This window comes from Pseudarthrobacter cremeus (genome assembly GCF_051857465.1).
Taxonomy (GTDB): domain Bacteria; phylum Actinomycetota; class Actinomycetes; order Actinomycetales; family Micrococcaceae; genus Arthrobacter.
Genome location: NZ_JBPZHC010000027.1, coordinates 1 through 15906, shown reverse-complemented (window position 1 = coordinate 15906; position 15906 = coordinate 1). Strand labels below are relative to the sequence as shown.

Genomic DNA, 15906 nt, shown 5'->3' with positions numbered 1-15906 from the left:
GGGTCACTCCGCGCCCGATTCCGGGGAAGGATCGGGCGCGGAGTGACCCCGCGGTGCATTAGGGTGGCGCTCCAGGCCGGTGACAAAAAACCGCCCGCCGACGGTGGTCGGCGGGCGGTTCCATTCAAGGCAGCGGCTCAGGCAGCAGGGGTCTGCAAGGTGTCAGACCCGGGTGAGCTCGTCGTCGTCGGCGGCTTCTGGCGCAGCGTCCGCGGCGGGGGCGTTCACTGCTTCATTCGCCGCGGCAAACTTTTCGTTGAGGCGTGAATGCCGCTGGCCGTAGGCGAAGTAGATCACGATGCCGATGACGAGCCAGCCGGCGAAGAAAATCCACGTCTCTACCGCGAGGTTGGTCATGAGGTACAAGCAGAGCACTGCCGAAACGACAGGGAGGACCTTGCCGAAAGGTACCCGGAAGGAGGGCTTCAGGTCCGGACGCTTCTTACGGAGCACCAGGATGCCCAGGCTCACCACGACAAACGCCGAGAGCGTGCCGATGTTGATCATTTCTTCCAGCAGATCCACATTGGTGAGCCCGGCCACCAGTGCAACCAGCGCACCGCAGAGGATCTGGAGGCGGACCGGCGTCGAACGCTTCTCACTGGTCTTGGACAGGGCACGCGGCAGCAGGCCGTCGCGGCTCATGGCCAGCACCACGCGGGACAGGCCCATCAGGAGCACCATGATCACGGTGGTGAGGCCAACCAGGGAGCCGAAGGCGATGACCTTGGCCGCAGTGGTGTTGCCCACGGCCTCGAAGGCTGTGGTGAGGGTGGGGTTCTCCGCTGCCGCGAGGTCCGTGTAGGACACCATTCCGGTGAGCGCGAGGGACACCAGGATGTAGAGCACCGTCACCACGGCGAGGCCGCCGAAGATGCCGCGCGGCAGGGTCTTCTGCGGGTTCTTGACTTCCTCAGCGGAGGTGGCCACGACGTCGAAGCCGATGAAGGCGAAGAAGACCAGGGCAGCGCCGGCGAAGATGCCCAGGGTGCCGTACTGTGCGGGCGCGGCACCGGTGAGGAAGCCGAAGAACGACTGCTTAAGGACATCCGCGCTGCCACCGGCGGTGGGAACAGCTGTGGGGATGAACGGGCTGTAGTTCTCGAATTTCACGTAGGTGAAGCCCACCACGATGACGAACAGGACGACGGCGATCTTGACCAGCGTGAAGATGTTTCCGACGCGGGCGGAGAGTTTGGTGCCGAGCACCAGGAGCACGGTGAAGACTGCAACGATCAGGAAGGCGCCCCAGTAGAGGTCCACGCCGCCGATGGACAGCGCCGGCGGGATGTCCGCTCCCATCAGCGCGAACACCTTGCTGAGGTAGATGCCCCAGTACTTGGCGATCACTGCCGCTGCGGTGAACAGTTCCAGGATGAGGTTCCAGCCGATGATCCAGGCGAGGAGCTCGCCCATGGTGGCGTAGGTGAAGACGTAGGCGGAGCCGGCGACCGGGATGGCGGTGGCGAATTCGGCGTAGCACATGATGGCCAGGGCGCAGGTGACGGCGGCAACCGCAAAGGAGACGGTGACGGCGGGGCCGGAAAAGTTGGCCGCAGCCTTGGCGCCGACCGAGAAGATACCTGCGCCGACAGCAACGGCAACGCCCATGATCATCAGGTCCCAGGTGCTGAGCGAACGCTTGAGCTTGCGTCCGGGCTCATCGGCGTCGGCCATGGACTGCTCGATGGATTTGGTCCGGAGAAGGTTCATAAGTAGTTCCACAATCCTGATTGTGTTGGAAACAGACTTATCGACTTTACGGTCCATCTACTGGACGGTCCCAATTGTTCCGCATGGTGAGATGGGCAGGTTGCCGAAGTTAATTGCGGTAATAAACCTTGGGGCCCTCCTTTCGGAGGGCCCCAAGGCCAAAGCGTCGAACCGGCTAGACGGGCCAGTCCATCAGCGTGGACCTGATGAGGAAGCGTTTGCCTTCGGGCGCCTCGACCGAAAACCCACTCCCCCGCCCGGTAACCACGTCCACCGCCAGGTGCGTGTGGCTCCAGTAGTTGAACTGCTCACGGGACATCCAGAACTCCAGCGGCTGCGGCTCGATCCCGTCCGAGATGTCGAACAGTCCCAGCAGGACGTCCGAGTCCCCGGTGATGAACTCCCCGGCGGGGTAGCACATCGGCGAGGACCCGTCGCAGCAGCCGCCGGACTGGTGGAACATCAGCGGACCGTGCTGAAGCCACAGTTTCCGCAGCAGTTCAACGGCCTCCGCGGTGAGCGCCACCCGGGAGAAGTTCTCCCCGGGCAGCGTCACTGCGGCGTCGAGCCTTTGCTGGGGCATCAGAACCTCAGCACCACGCGGCCGTCGATCTTGGCGTGCTTCATCTCGTCCAGGACGGCGTTGACCTCGCCGAGCCCGCGGACCGAGACCGTGGGGTGGATCTTGCCCTGGGCGTAGAAGTCCAGGGCTTCCTCAAGGTCCTGCCGGGTGCCCACGATGGAGCCGCGGACTGTCAGGCCCTTGAGCACAATCTCGAAGATGGGCGCCGGAAAGTCGCCCGGCGGCAGGCCGTTGAACACAATCGTCCCGCCCCGGCGTGCCATGCCGATGGCCTGTCCGAAGGCTGACGGGTGCACTGCTGTGACCAGGACGCCATGGCAACCTCCGGTTTCGCGCTGGATGACTTCTGCTGGATCTTCGTGCAGGGCGTTGACCGTCAACTCGGCCCCGTGGGCTTTGGCAAGGGCCAGTTTGTCGTCGGCAATGTCCACGGCGGCGACCCGCAGGCCCATCGCCACCGCGTACTGCACCGCGATGTGCCCCAGCCCGCCGATGCCGGAGATGGTGACCCACTGGCCCGGCTTGGCCTCGGTCATTTTCAGGCCCTTGTAGACCGTAACGCCGGCGCACAGCACCGGGGCGATCTCCACCGGGTCGGAGCCCGCCGGGATCCTGGCGGCAAACCGGGAATCCACCAGCATGTATTCGCCGAAGGAACCGTCGACGCTGTAGCCGGCGTTCTTCTGCACCTCGCAAAGCGTTTCCCATCCGGTGCGGCAGTACTGGCAGTCGCCGCACGCGGACCAGAGCCAGGCGTTGCCCACCAGATCGCCGACGGCGAGGTCAGTGACGCCCTCGCCGAGGGCCACCACTTCACCCACTCCCTCGTGGCCGGGAATGAAGGGCGGCGACGGCTTCACGGGCCAGTCACCCTCCGCCGCGTGGAGGTCGGTGTGGCAGACGCCGGTGGTGATGACCTTGACCAGCGCCTCCCCCGGCCCCGGGGTGGGGATGGCGAGTTCCTGGATCTGGAGGTCCTTGCCGAATTCGGTTACTACTGCTGCCTGCATTGTCGTCGTCATTGGCGAAATCCTTGCGTTGTTGTAGTGGTAAACAGGGGTGGGGGCGGCCCTGGGACCGCCCGCCCCCAGCCGGGCCTAGAAGAAGCCGAGCTTGTTTTCGTTATAGCTGACCAGCAGGTTCTTGGTCTGCTGGTAGTGGTCCAGCATCATGGAGTGGTTCTCACGTCCGATGCCTGAGGACTTGTAGCCGCCGAACGCGGCACCGGCCGGGTAGGCGTGGTAGTTGTTGACCCAGACGCGGCCGGCCTGGATCTCGCGGCCTGCGCGGTAGGCCACGTTGCCGTTGCGGGACCAGACACCGGCGCCGAGGCCGTAGAGGGTGTCGTTGGCGATCCCCATGGCGTCGTTGTAGTCGCTGAACCTGGTCACCGACACCACGGGGCCGAAGATCTCCTCCTGGAAGATCCGCATCTTGTTGTGGCCCTCGAAGATGGTGGGCTGGACGTAGTAGCCGCCGGCCAGGTCGCCGGGCAGCTCGGCGCGGGCGCCGCCGGTGAGCAGCTTGGCGCCCTCCTGCTTTCCGATGTCGATGTAGGAGAGGATTTTTTCCAGCTGGTCGTTGGAGGCCTGGGCACCCACCTGGGTTTCGGTGTCCAGCGGGTTGCCCTGGATCATCTTTTCCACCCGGGCCACGGCGTCGGCCATGAAGGACTCGTAGATGTCCTCCTGGACCAGCGCGCGGGACGGGCAGGTGCAGACCTCGCCCTGGTTGAACGCGAAGAGTGCGAAGCCTTCCTGTGCTTTGTCGTAGAAGGCGTCGTCGGACTCGGCAACATCGTTGAAGAAGATGTTGGGGCTCTTGCCGCCCAGTTCCAGGGTGACCGGGATCAGGTTCTGGCTGGCATACTGGCTGATCAGCCGGCCGGTGGTGGTTTCGCCGGTGAAGGCGATCTTGCGGATCCGCGGGCTGGATGCGAGGGGCTTGCCAGCCTCGACGCCGAAGCCGTTGACCACGTTCAGGACGCCTGCGGGGAGCAGGTCACCGATGAGCTCCATCAGGACCAGGATGGACGACGGCGTCTGCTCGGCGGGCTTGAGGACCACGGCGTTGCCGGCTGCGAGCGCCGGGGCGAGCTTCCAGACGGCCATCAGGATGGGGAAGTTCCAGGGGATGATCTGGCCGACGACGCCCAGCGGCTCGTGGTAGTGGTAGGCGGTGGTGTCGTCGTCGAGCTGCGACAGCCGGCCTTCCTGGGCGCGGACGGCGGAGGCGAAGTAGCGGAAGTGGTCCGCGGCGAGCGGCATGTCCGCGTTGAGGGTCTCGCGGATGGGTTTGCCGTTGTCCCAGGATTCGGCGACGGCCAGCATCTCCAGGTTTTCGTCGATCCGGTCCGCGATCCTGTTCAGGACCGCTGCGCGCTCGGCCACTGAGGTCTTGCCCCAGGACGGTGCAACCTTGTGCGCCGCGTCCAGCGCCAGTTCGATGTCCTCTGCGGTTCCCCGGGCCACTTCGCAGAAGGCCTTGCCGGTGACGGGGGTGATGTTCTCGAAGTACTGCCCCTTGACCGGGGCAACCCATTCGCCGCCGATGTAGTTCTCATAGCGGTCCTTGAACGTGACCTTCGAACCCTCGGTACCGGGCTGGGCGTAAACAGTCATTGCTAGCTCCTTTGCTGTGCATGAGGCGGCGCCTGATGCTGCGGCCGCCGTTGGATTCAGCGTAGGAGGGCAAAGGTTGCAGTCAGGTTGCAGGCATGTGAGCCAGCTCACTGGCGTGCAACTGATTCGTTTTAGGCGCTCAGTTCGGCTTCCAGCCGTTCAAGATCGGCGACGACGGCGGCCCGCTTGGGTGAGCGCGGCGGCAGGAGTTTGAGGGCGGCAAGCCGCACCCCGACGTCGTCCCTTGCCTCCGGGAGCTCCGCATACTTGAGCAGCGTCTCGGCGCTGCCGTCCGTGAGGACAGCCTCCCGCATGAGCGATGCCACACGCTCGCGGAGGTCGATGACGCCGGGCGCCTCGGACTTGGGCAGCAGTGCGCCGCGGTAGATTTCAAGGGCGATGCGGTGGGCGCCGCGCTGCAGGCAGCTGAGCACCTGGCCGCTGTCCGGGACCAGGTCCATGGCGAGTTTGTACGGCCGGGATTCGGGGACGGCGGCAGGGTTGAGCTGCTGGAGGACCTTGCGGAGCCTGACCATTTCGGCGCGGAGGGTCATGGTGGAGCCGTCGCCCGGGTAGAGGAGGACGCACAGCTCCTCGGCGCTCAGGCCGTCGTGGTGGGCGCTGAGCAGGGCCAGGATTTCGCTGTGCCGGGCGGAGAGGGCCACGGTTTTGCCTTCGATGCTGAGCAGGGCCTGGTCACGGCCAAGGAGCTGAAGGCTGTTGCGGTAGAGGCTGCCCTCCTTCGCACCCGAGCCGGCCCGGGCAGAACCGGCGCGCGCAGAACCGGAACCCGCAGCGGTACCGGTGTTCCGGCGTCGTGCGGGCCGGCTGGCGAGTGTGGCCGCGAGCTGGAGCCGTTCAACGCGGAGCTGTGCCTGCGCGGCGGCAACGGTGGCTTCGACGAGCGAGAGGGTGTGGGGTGCCACTGCGGCGGCCGTTCCCGTAATGTCCACAACGCCCAGCAGCGCGCCGGAATCCGGGTCATGGAACGGCACTGCGGTGCAGCTCCACGGGTGCACGGAGCGCTGGTAGTGCTCCGCCCCGGAAATCTGGATGCCCCGGCCCAGGGCCAGGGCGGTTCCTGGGGCGCTGGTGCCGACGGTGGCCTCGGACCAGTCGGCGCCGGGGACGAACATCATGCCTTCCGCGCGGCGCTGCATGCCGGGGTCACCTTCCACCCAGAGCAGCCGACCCACCTCGTCGCCCACAGCCACGAGCAGCCCGCTGTCGTGGCTGGGCTGGACCAGGAGTTTGTGGATTACGGGCATGATGCTGGCGAGCGGGTGCTGCCGGCGGTATTCCTCGAGCTCGTCCGCATCCATGGCCAGAGGGGCTTCGGGGTTGTCCGGGTTGGCCTTGAGGCTGGCAGACCGTTGCCAGGATTCCCTGATCAGTTTCCGCAGGCCGGGGATCTCCTGGGCGGCCGGGAACAGCAGGCCGCCGTCCAGCTGCTCGTGGCCGGCCAGGGCACCGCGTTGGAGCCGCCCTGCGGTGTCGTCGCCGGGGGCTGCGGGGTGGATCAGGTTCCTCATCGAACTCCCACTGTGTACTGCCTAAAAGTTTAGCCCCGGGAAATCCTGATCATGTCCTCGCGGGGCACAACCTTGATGCGTTCCCGGACCACGGATTCCTCGGCGTCCTGCGCCACCCATTCGGCACCGAGTGCTGCCTCATGGGCGTCGAGCTTGATCCAGCCTTCCCACGTGGTGTATTCGATGCCGCGTTCCTCCAGGAGGTGGATGATGGCCTGCGGATCGGGGTTTTCCGCGGGCGGCAACTGCAGCCGGTCCTCGAGCAGGAATCCGATGGTCTCCAGGGCGTCGCCCTTGGTGTGGCCGATCAGGCCCACGGGTCCGCGTTTGATCCAGCCCGTGGCATAGATGCCGGGAACAGGATTGCCGCCGGCGTCCAGGACGCGGCCGCCTTCGTTGGGGATGACGCCGCGTTTGGCATCGTATTCCAGCTCGTCCAGCGGTGAACCGTGGTAGCCGATGGCGCGGTACACGGCCTGGACGGGGTAGTCCACGAACTCGCCTGTCCCCTTGACGTTGCCGGTGCCGTCCAGCTCCATGCGCTCAAACTTGATGCCGGCCACCCGGCCCGACCCGCCGTCGTCGTAGATCTCCACCGGACTGTGCAGGAAGTGGAGGTGGAGGCGGCGGGAGGACGGCTGCTCGGACTCGGCATGCTCCTCCACCAGCCAGTTGGTGAGGGTGTTCACCATGGTCTTGATCTGGTTGTTGCTGCGGATGGCGTCATCGGAGGCTTCGTCGAACTCGAAGTCCTCCGGGTAGAGGACGATGTCCACGTCATTCATGTGGCTCAGTTCCCGCAGCTCCAGGGGCGTGAACTTCACCTGCGCGGGGCCCCTGCGGCCGAAGACGTGGACGTCCGTGACCGGGGAACCCTTCAGGCCCTGGTAGACGTTGTCCGGGATCTCGGTGGACAGGAGCTCTTCGGGGTGTTTGACCAGCATGCGGGCGACGTCGAGGGCCACGTTGCCGTTGCCGATCACCGCGATTTCCTTGGCATCGAGCGGCCATTCGCGCGGCACGTCCGGGTGGCCGTCGTACCAGGAGACGAAGTCCGCGCCGCCGTACGAGCCCTCAAGATCGATGCCGGGAATGGGCAGGTCCGCGTCCTTGATGGCGCCGGTGGAGAAAATCACGGCGTCGTAGAAGGCGCGGAAATCGTGCAGGGTCAGGTCTCTGCCGTAGGTGACGTTGCCCAGGAAGCGGATGTCGCCGCGGTCCAGGACCTTGTGCAGGGCGTTGACGATGCCCTTGATGCGCGGGTGGTCCGGGGCAACACCGTAGCGGATCAGGCCGTACGGCGCCGGGTAGGCCTCGAAAAGGTCGATGCTGACCTCGAAGTCGCCGTCCTTGACACCGTTGGACTTGGTGAGGATGTCCGCCGCATAAACTCCCGCCGGACCCGCACCCACAATGGCAACACGGAGCGGACGCTGGGAGGTGGTTTCGCCTGGGTTGGACACCGGGAGCCCTTCATCGTGGGGAGGTTGCGCCGGGGAGCGCACAGTGCGGGTTGCGCACAGTGTCCCATTCTAATTGTCGGCAGGCCCTCCGGGGCGAGCTGTGACGCGGGCCTCAGCCGCTTTTCTCAAGCGGGACAACATCACCTTCGCGGTACAGAAGTGCCCTGAGTTCGGATTCGGCGGAGTCCACCCTCCTGGGGTCGATGGTTTCCCCCGCGGCGAAGTGGTCCAGCACGCGGGGATCCACGTAGCTTTTGCGGGCGATGGTGGGAGTGTTCCCCAGCACCTCGGAAGCGTCCTGCATGGCCTGGCTGATGGCTCTTTTCCGTTTGGCTGTGGTTCTCTGCGTGCCGGTGCGGGCCAGGCTGGCGGCGGCGGAGACAGTGCCGTGCAGGGTGCGGAAGTCCTTCGCGGTGAAGTCCGAGCCGGTCCGCTCCTTCACGTACGCATTGATGTCTGCGCTGGTGACCGGCCGCCAGGATCTGCCCTCCTTGTACGCCAGGAGCCTGGCATTGCCACCCCTCCGTTTGAGCCCGCGCACCAGGGCGGCGAGATCGGCGTCGCGGATTTCCGATTCCCAGTCCTTGCCGCTCTTGGCGGGGAACCTCAGCAGGATGCTGTCCTTGCGCACCTGGACGTGGGCGCACAGGAGGGTGGCCAGTCCATGGCTGCCGTTCTCGTTGGTGTACCGCTCGGACCCCACCCGCAGCGACCCGCTGTCCAGCATCCGGAACGCTGCCGCGAGGACCCGCTCGCGCGGGAAACCCTCGCTGCGCAGGTCCATGGTGACCTTCCGGCGGGCGGCAGGAAGGGATTCTGCCAGCTGGAGGGACCTGTCGAACTTCAGCCGGTCCTTCCGTTCACGCCATTCCGGATGGTAGATGTACTGCCGCCGGCCGACGGCGTCCAGCCCCGTGGCCTGGATGTGTCCGTTTTCGAACGGGGCAATCCAGACGTCCGTCCAGGCCGGCGGAATTCCGATGGCCTCGAGCCGCTCCCGGATGGGGCCCGGCGGCAGTGTGGAACCGTCCAGGTCCCGGTAGCTGAAGCCCTTTCCGGCGGCCACGCGGCGGTAGCCCCGGCCGGAGGCGTTGCTGCGCCGCAGCCTCATGGTGCGGCCTTCTGCAGGGTCAGACATGTCATGAAAGCAAGCCTACTGACTATCTGGCGGAATAGGCCCCCAGAGCATGATGTTATGGGAAGCGTGCCTACTCCCCGCGAAGCCAGCTCCCCGACTAAGACCACCGTACCGACGGGTGGGGCCAGTGAGGCCGGCCCGGCCAGGAAAGCGGGAACCAAGGCACCCGGGGCCAAGGCCCCCGGACTGAAATCCGTTGACAAAGAGACGACGGCGGGAATCGCCTTCGGCTTCGGGGCCTACGGCCTGTGGGGACTGCTCCCGCTGTACTTCTTCGCGCTGATGCCGGCCGGGCCTGTGGAGATCGTGGCCAACCGCGTGGTGTGGTCTCTGGTCTTCTGCGTTCTCCTGATTACTGTCACCCGGTCCTGGCCTGCCCTGGCCACGGCGTTCCGTGACCGGTCGGTGTTCTGGACCCTGGCGCTGGCCGCCGTCCTCATCGCCGTCAACTGGCTGACCTACACGTACAGCGTGACCACCGGGCAGGCCGTCGAAGCGTCACTGGGCTACTTCATCAATCCCCTGGTGTCCGTCCTCCTGGGCGTGTTCATCCTGAAGGAGAGATTGCGTCCGCTCCAGTGGGCCGCCGTCGGCATCGGCTTTATTGCCGTGGGCGTGCTCACCGTCAGCTACGGCAAACTGCCATGGATCGCACTGACGCTGGCCGTCAGCTTCGGGCTGTACGGGTTCGTGAAGAACCGCGTGGGGCCAAAGGTGGACGCGGTGACCAGCCTCAGCGTGGAGACGATGGTGCTCGCTCCCGTCGCAGCGGCAACCATGGTGTTCCTTGGCATGAGCGGCGCCGCCACGCTGACCAGCCAGGGCGCGGGGCACTTCTGGCTGCTTCTGGCCTCGGGTGTGCTGACCGCAGTGCCCCTGCTGTTCTTCGGCGCCTCCGCGCGGCGGCTGCCCCTGACCACCATCGGGCTGTTGCAGTACGTTGCCCCGGTGCTGCAGTTCATCGTGGCGCTGGTGGTTTTCCGGGAAGCCATGACCACGGAGCGCTGGATCGGCTTCGGCGTGGTGTGGCTGGCGCTGCTGGTGCTCACCGTGGACATGCTCCGCGCGACACGCAGGAATTCTGTGGCGAAGAAGCGGGCGCAGACTGCCCCTCACTCATAACGCGGTTTTTCGTCATCAAGGCGGGAGGTCCCCTTCAGCGCTGCCCTGGCCTCCTCGACGAGGCTTCGAACGATGTCCCGGGCCGGCCTGATGTCAGCAATGAGACCGGCGGACTGCCCCGTAAAGGGCACGAAGCGCTCCATGTTCTGCTGCTGGATGGCCGCCATGATTTCTCCCTGGAGACGCGAACGCTCAGCAGCGGCAACTGAGCGCTGCCCTTGCCAGTGCTCAACAAAAGACGTTTCAAGGGCCCGCGGAACAACATCGAAGGCGCCGTTGCCGGGCTTGTCGAAGATGTCATCCCACACCTCCACTTTCACGGCGTCCTGAGAGGCGGCAGCCACAATGGCGCGTTTCCATGTGTCGCTGACCGAGGCCTCTTCCGCGGCGACAAACCGCGTACCAATGTTCGCTCCCTGCGCGCCAAGGACCAGCGCGGCGGCCAGACCCCTGCCGTCGGCGATGCCGCCGGCAGCCAGCACCGGAAGCGGACCCACTGCGTCCACCACCTGGGGGACAAGCGCCAGTGTCGAAATCCTGCCGCCGAACCCGCCGGCCTCGGATCCTTGGGCGATGATCACGTCCACCCCGCTGTCAGCGGCCAGAATCGCCTGTTCGACGGTATGCACCTGCTGAATGAAGAGGGCATCGCCCGCATGTGCGCGCGCCGGCAGATCCCCTGGTTCACCCAGTGCGAGGGAAATAACTGGTGAATGCAGCTCAAGGGCGATCTCGAACGACTCCGGATGCTGTTGCAGCCAGGGCTGGGTGAAATTGACCGCGAACGGACGGTCGGTCATGGAGCGCAGGAGAGCCAGTTGCTGCCGGAGGTCTTCGGCGGAACGGACGGCTCCGCCCAGGGTACCGAGGGCGCCGGCGTTGGACACCGCCGCTGCCAGTTCGGAGCCACTGCCAAAAGGACCCATGCCCGCCTGGACAATGGGGAATTCCACGCCGAGGAGTTCGCAAAAAGGTGTCCGCAGCATCTCATTCCTGTCCGAGGGAGGAGCTTTGCTGAGTCCGATTTTACGCCCGGCGACGTCAATCTGTCCGAGGGACGTCGCCGGGTGCAGGCGGCCGGTTTCTAGGCGTTCGCCTTGATGGCGTGGGCCAGAACGTCCAGGCCGTCGTTGAGCAGCTCGTCGGTCATCACCAGCGGGGGCAGCAGGCGGATGACGTTCCCGTATGTGCCGCACGTGAGGATGATGACGCCCTCGTTGAGGCAGGCGGCAACGACATTCTTGGTCAGTTCCGGGTCGGGTTCCTTGGTGCCGGCGTGGACCAGTTCGATGGCCAGCATGGCGCCGCGGCCGCGGATGTCGCCAATGACGCCTGTACCGGAACCTGCGAGTTTGGCCTGGAGTTCCCGGAGCCGGCCGGTGGCCAGTTCCTCGATGTGGCGGGCGCGGCCGGCAAGGTGGTACTCCTCCATGGACCCGATCGCGGCAAGGGCGGCGGCGCAGGCCACCGGATTGCCGCCGTAGGTGCCGCCCAGGCCGCCCGGGTGGACGGCGTCGAGCAGGTCGGCCCGGCCGGTAATCGCGGACAGCGGCATGCCGCCGGCGATCCCCTTGGCCATGGCGATGATGTCCGGGACCACGCCTTCGTGGTTGACGGCGAACCACTCGCCGGTGCGGCAGAAGCCGGTCTGGACCTCGTCGGCGATGAAGACGATGCCCTTCTCCTTGGCCCAGTCGGCCAGTGCCGGCAGGAAGCCTTCGGCGGGGACGATGAAGCCGCCTTCTCCCTGGATCGGTTCGATGACGATGGCGGCAACGGATTCGCCGCCGATCTGCTTTTCGATCATGGTGATGGCGCGCCTGGCGGCCTCCGCGCCGGTGATCGAGGGGTTTTCCTCGCGGTACGGGTAGCTCATGGGCGCGCGGTAGACCTCGGGCGCGAACGGGCCGAAGCTGCCGGCGGGACCCGCCTTGTAGGGCATGGCCTTGGCGGTGAGTGCCATGGTCAGGTTGGTGCGGCCGTGATAGGCGTGGTCGAAGGCGACGACGGCGTCCCGGCCGGTTGCCAGGCGGGCCACCTTGATGGCGTTCTCCACGGCCTCGGCGCCGGAGTTGAACAGCACGGTGCGCTTCTCGTGAGTGCCCGGGGTCAGGCGGTTGAGCTGCTCGGCGAGGGCAACATAGCTTTCGTACGGCGTGATCATGAAGCAGGTGTGGGTGAAGTGCTCCACCGCTTCCTTGACGGCCCCGACGACGGCGGGATCGGACGCGCCCACGCTGGTCACCGCGATGCCCGAGCCGAGGTCGATGAAGGAGTTGCCGTCGACGTCGTGGATGATGCCGCCGTCGGCGTCGGCAACGTAGACCGGGACACTGGAGGCGACGCCGGCTGCGACAACTGCCTTGCGTCGTTCGGTCAGGGCGATGGACTTGGGCCCCGGGAAGTCGGCCTGGACGCGGCGCTTCTGCTCCAGCCGGTAGGTGATTTCGCTTGCGGTGGTGGTCATGGCGGGCTCTTTCTTGGCTGGGTGTGTGGGGTTTACGCGTCGAGCGCAGACATGACGTGCTTGATCCGGGTGTAGTCCTCCACGCCGTACATGGAGAGGTCCTTGCCGTAGCCGGACTGCTTGAAACCGCCGTGGGGCATTTCGGCGGTGAGCAGGATGTGGGTGTTGATCCAGACGGCGCCGAAGTCCAGGTCGCGGCTCATCCGCATTGCCGTGCCGTGGTCCGAGGTCCAGACGCTGGAGGCCAGGGCGTAGTCGACGTCGTTCGCCAGTTCGAGCGCTTCGGCTTCGGAGGCGAACTTCTGCACGGTGATGACCGGGCCGAACGTTTCCTTCTGCACGATGTCGTCCGTCTGCTTGGCGCCGGTGACAATGGTGGGTTCGAAGAAGAAGCCCTTCTCCCCCGCCCGGTGCCCGCCCGTGACGATGTGGCAGTTCTCCGGAAGGTGCTCCACCACAGAGGTCACGGCGTTGAAGTGGTTCACGTTGTTCAGCGGGCCGAAGTAGTTCTCGGCGTCGTTCTGTGAACCGGTGTGCAGGGTCCTGGTGTGTTCCACCATGGCGGCAACTACGTCGTCGTGCACTGAGTCCTCCACCAGCACGCGGGTGATGGCGGTGCAGTCCTGGCCGGCGTTGAAGAACGCAAACTCGGCGATCGCGGCGGCGCTCTTCTTGATGTCAGCGTCCTTGAACACGATGGCCGGGGCCTTGCCGCCGAGCTCCAGGTGGGCGCGCTTGAGCCCCTTCGCGGCACCGGATGCCACGGCGATGCCGGCCCGGACCGAACCGGTGATGGAGACAAGGCCGGGAATTTTGTGGTCCACCATCATGGCGCCGGTTTCACCGGTTCCCAGCACAACGTTCAGAACGCCGGCCGGCAGGATTTCGCCGGCCAGGCGGGCGAGCACCAAGGTGGATTCCGGCGTGGTGTCGGAGGGCTTGAGGACCACCGTGTTGCCGGCCGCCAAGGCTGGGCCGATCTTCCAGATGGCCATCAGGAACGGGTAGTTCCACGGCGCCACCTGCGCCACCACACCGATGGGTTCACGCCGCACGTACGAGGTGTGGCCCTCGAAGTATTCACCGGCCGACTTGCCTTCGAGGATGCGGGCGGCACCGGCGAAGAAGCGGAGCTGGTCGGCGCCGGCAGCCACCTCCTCGGAGGCGATGAGTGAGCGCACCTGGCCGGTGTTGCGGTGCTGGGCCTCGACGAGTTCGTCACTGTGGGCTTCGACGGCGTCGGCGAGCTTGAGCAGCATCAGCTGACGCTGGCCGGGGGTGATGTGCTTCCAGGTTTTGAAGGCATCCTTGGCAGCGTTCATGGCGGCATCGACGTCGGCCTGGACGGAGACAGGCGACTTCGCCACCACCTCGCCGTTGGTGGGATTGACGATGTCCAGCACGGCCGTTCCCGCGGGGGTGACAAACTCACCGTTGATGAAATTCTGTAAGGTCTGAACCACGGCGTACAACCTCTTTCCTAAGGGTCATCAGCTGCGAAGCGGATGCATGGGGCTGCTTCGAGCCTATGCCAGTGCCCGCACCCAAGGAATAGGCACCTGCACACCCGCCACTGAATTGTTTAGTGCGTTTGGCCAGCGCCGGATATCCTGTGCAGATGGCCATTTCCCTCGCTGCCCTGGTGGGTGTGCACTCCCTCCACCTGTCCAAGGCAGGCCTTGCCGAGACCACCTGGCACCACGACATCAACTGGGTGGCGGTGACCGAACTCGAGGACCCGCAGCGCTTCCTCAACGGCGGCGAACTGGTGCTCACCACCGGCTTGCGCCTGCGGTCCGCGTTCGAGCAGCGGCGGTTCGTCCGGCAGGTCCAGCGCGCCGGCGCGGTGGGCATCGGATTCGGGATCGGACTGACCCACGACGCCGTCCCGCCGGCCCTGCTTGCCGAAGCCAACCGGTGGGGACTGCCCATCGTCGAAGTCCCGTACGAAACCCCTTTCATCGCCATCGGCAAACTGGTGGCGGACGCCCAGTCGGCCGACCACTTCGCCAAACTGGAGCGCCTCATAGCGGGCCACCAGATCCTGGCCAGGGCATTGCTCACCGGCGGCGGCCTCGCCGAACTGCTGAAACAGCTCGGCGGCATGCTGCGGACCGACATTGCCCTCACCCAGTTCACCGCACTGCTGTACAACAGCACCAAGGGCCACCCCACCGCCGATGCGTGGGCTTCCTACCCGGTTCCCACGGGGCGCCGGGATGCCTGCACCCTCTGGGTCCGCCTCCCGTTCGAGGATTCCGGCATCATCGGGTACGCCCAGAACCTGATCAGCGTGGAACTGAACAACATGGTCAAGCAACGCCAGGCCCAGCGTGCCCTCTGCGGCCAGGTCCTCGGCGACGTCATCCAGGGTTCCCTCGAAACCAGTGAAGCCCAGCGCCGGCTGGCGGGCGTGGGGGTCAACAGCACCCGGAAGAACGTGGTCCTGCTGGCCGTGTCGGCCGCCCATCACAAGGCACTGGTGAGCACCTCGGTGCCGCAGCCGCTGGAGAACGCGGTGGCCGCCGTCGTCGGGAAGGACCTCGTGGTGGTGATTAACGACGACGGCGGCGGGGCGCCTGCGCTCGCCCGGAAACTCAGCGACCACCTGGCCGAGGCCGGGATCCACGCGACGATCGGCATCGGCGGCGCCTACACCAAACCGAACGGCCTGCGCTGGAGCTACTTCGAGGCACGGGACGCCGCCAGGCACGGCCTGCCGGTGAACGAGCCCGAACGGCTGAGCCTGACTTCGCTGCTGCTGGCCAGCGAGGACGTCCCGCTGGCCGACATGGCCCACGAATCCCTGGACCCGCTGCGCGCCTTCGATTCAGCCCATGGCGCGGAGCTGATGAACACGCTGGAAAGTTACCTGAACAACAACGGCTCCGTGGCCGCCGTCGCCGAGGCCCTGACCCTGCACCGCAACACCGTGCGGTACCGGCTGGCGCAGATCACTGAGCTGACCGGCTACGACCCCGCAGTCACGGCGGACAGGGTGCAGCTGTGGCTGGCCCTTGCTGTGGCCCGGCTCGGCGGCCGGCAGCCCTGACCCCTGCACCCCTCACAAACAGCAACCCTCACACCTACAACACTCCCAAACAGCAACGCGGGGTCATTTAACGCCCAAAACCGGGCCCGGAGAGGGCGTTAAGTGACTGTGAGGATTTTGGTGGCTGGTCTGGGACTGGCTGGCAGAGTGGTGTTTGGCCGCTCAGCCTCGTGGATGTGACTCATTAAGTGACTGGCCCCCGGTGCAAGGGGTGT

12 protein-coding genes are annotated in these 15906 nt (G+C 65.9%); 2 read left to right on the top strand and 10 right to left on the bottom strand.

Features of this window, described 5'->3' with window-relative positions; translation table 11 throughout:
* Window positions 1-162: 162 nt before the first annotated feature.
* The 7 genes from ACS5PJ_RS22440 to ACS5PJ_RS22410 all read right to left on the bottom strand — a co-directional run bounded on the left by ACS5PJ_RS22440 (window position 163) and on the right by ACS5PJ_RS22410 (window position 9023).
* Entirely contained in the window at window positions 163-1713 is a 1551-nt protein-coding gene (locus ACS5PJ_RS22440; protein ID WP_439437050.1) for an amino acid permease, read from the bottom strand.
* 175 nt (window positions 1714-1888) lie between these two features.
* Entirely contained in the window at window positions 1889-2296 is a 408-nt protein-coding gene (locus ACS5PJ_RS22435) for a DUF779 domain-containing protein (RefSeq protein WP_439437049.1), read from the bottom strand.
* Entirely contained in the window at window positions 2296-3318 is a 1023-nt protein-coding gene (gene adhP / locus ACS5PJ_RS22430; RefSeq protein ID WP_439437048.1) for an alcohol dehydrogenase AdhP, read from the bottom strand. Before adhP ends, ACS5PJ_RS22435 begins: the two co-directional genes overlap by 1 nt.
* Window positions 3319-3393: 75 nt before the next feature.
* Complete coding sequence (gene exaC, locus ACS5PJ_RS22425) at window positions 3394-4917, bottom strand: acetaldehyde dehydrogenase ExaC (RefSeq protein ID WP_439437047.1); 1524 nt, start codon at window positions 4915-4917, stop codon at window positions 3394-3396.
* 131 nt (window positions 4918-5048) lie between these two features.
* The gene (locus tag ACS5PJ_RS22420; RefSeq protein WP_439437046.1) at window positions 5049-6449 is read right to left on the bottom strand and encodes a GAF domain-containing protein; all 1401 of its coding nucleotides are present in this window, start codon (window positions 6447-6449) and stop codon (window positions 5049-5051) included.
* A gap of 29 nt (window positions 6450-6478) precedes the next feature.
* Complete coding sequence (locus tag ACS5PJ_RS22415; protein WP_439437045.1) at window positions 6479-7912, bottom strand: FAD-dependent oxidoreductase; 1434 nt, start codon at window positions 7910-7912, stop codon at window positions 6479-6481.
* 112 nt (window positions 7913-8024) lie between these two features.
* A complete protein-coding gene (locus tag ACS5PJ_RS22410; RefSeq protein ID WP_439437051.1) occupies window positions 8025-9023 on the bottom strand; it encodes a DNA topoisomerase IB in 999 nt (332 codons plus the stop codon).
* An 84-nt stretch (window positions 9024-9107) separates the two neighbouring features.
* Here ACS5PJ_RS22410 and rarD point away from each other — a divergent pair, with 84 nt between their 5' ends.
* Entirely contained in the window at window positions 9108-10172 is a 1065-nt protein-coding gene (gene rarD, locus ACS5PJ_RS22405; protein ID WP_439437044.1) for an EamA family transporter RarD, read from the top strand.
* On the opposite strand, the gene ACS5PJ_RS22400 is transcribed toward rarD, so the two are convergent.
* The 3 genes from ACS5PJ_RS22400 to ACS5PJ_RS22390 all read right to left on the bottom strand — a co-directional run bounded on the left by ACS5PJ_RS22400 (window position 10163) and on the right by ACS5PJ_RS22390 (window position 14102).
* The gene (locus ACS5PJ_RS22400; RefSeq protein ID WP_439437043.1) at window positions 10163-11158 is read right to left on the bottom strand and encodes an NAD(P)H-dependent flavin oxidoreductase; all 996 of its coding nucleotides are present in this window, start codon (window positions 11156-11158) and stop codon (window positions 10163-10165) included. The two genes, rarD and ACS5PJ_RS22400, sit on opposite strands and share 10 nt — an antisense overlap.
* Before the next feature lie 98 nt (window positions 11159-11256).
* Window positions 11257-12639: a 4-aminobutyrate--2-oxoglutarate transaminase gene (gene gabT / locus ACS5PJ_RS22395; protein ID WP_439437042.1), complete on the bottom strand. Its 1383-nt coding sequence runs from the start codon at window positions 12637-12639 to the stop codon at window positions 11257-11259.
* A gap of 32 nt (window positions 12640-12671) precedes the next feature.
* Window positions 12672-14102: a gamma-aminobutyraldehyde dehydrogenase gene (locus ACS5PJ_RS22390; RefSeq protein WP_439437041.1), complete on the bottom strand. Its 1431-nt coding sequence runs from the start codon at window positions 14100-14102 to the stop codon at window positions 12672-12674.
* Between the two features lie 155 nt (window positions 14103-14257).
* Between ACS5PJ_RS22390 and ACS5PJ_RS22385 the strand changes: the two genes are divergently transcribed.
* The gene (locus ACS5PJ_RS22385) at window positions 14258-15691 is read left to right on the top strand and encodes a PucR family transcriptional regulator (protein WP_439437040.1); all 1434 of its coding nucleotides are present in this window, start codon (window positions 14258-14260) and stop codon (window positions 15689-15691) included.
* Window positions 15692-15906: the final 215 nt, after the last annotated feature.

Coding starts and splice junctions, on each gene's coding strand:
- exaC (WP_439437047.1), bottom strand. CDS start 4,917: ATGACTGTTTACGCCCAGCCCGGTACCGAGGGTTCGAAGGTCACGTTC.
- adhP (WP_439437048.1), bottom strand. CDS start 3,318: ATGACGACGACAATGCAGGCAGCAGTAGTAACCGAATTCGGCAAGGAC.
- ACS5PJ_RS22410 (WP_439437051.1), bottom strand. CDS start 9,023: ATGAGGCTGCGGCGCAGCAACGCCTCCGGCCGGGGCTACCGCCGCGTG.
- ACS5PJ_RS22440 (WP_439437050.1), bottom strand. CDS start 1,713: ATGAACCTTCTCCGGACCAAATCCATCGAGCAGTCCATGGCCGACGCC.
- gabT (WP_439437042.1), bottom strand. CDS start 12,639: ATGACCACCACCGCAAGCGAAATCACCTACCGGCTGGAGCAGAAGCGC.
- ACS5PJ_RS22435 (WP_439437049.1), bottom strand. CDS start 2,296: ATGCCCCAGCAAAGGCTCGACGCCGCAGTGACGCTGCCCGGGGAGAAC.
- rarD (WP_439437044.1), top strand. CDS start 9,108: ATGGGAAGCGTGCCTACTCCCCGCGAAGCCAGCTCCCCGACTAAGACC.
- ACS5PJ_RS22420 (WP_439437046.1), bottom strand. CDS start 6,449: ATGAGGAACCTGATCCACCCCGCAGCCCCCGGCGACGACACCGCAGGG.
- ACS5PJ_RS22385 (WP_439437040.1), top strand. CDS start 14,258: ATGGCCATTTCCCTCGCTGCCCTGGTGGGTGTGCACTCCCTCCACCTG.
- ACS5PJ_RS22400 (WP_439437043.1), bottom strand. CDS start 11,158: ATGCTGCGGACACCTTTTTGCGAACTCCTCGGCGTGGAATTCCCCATT.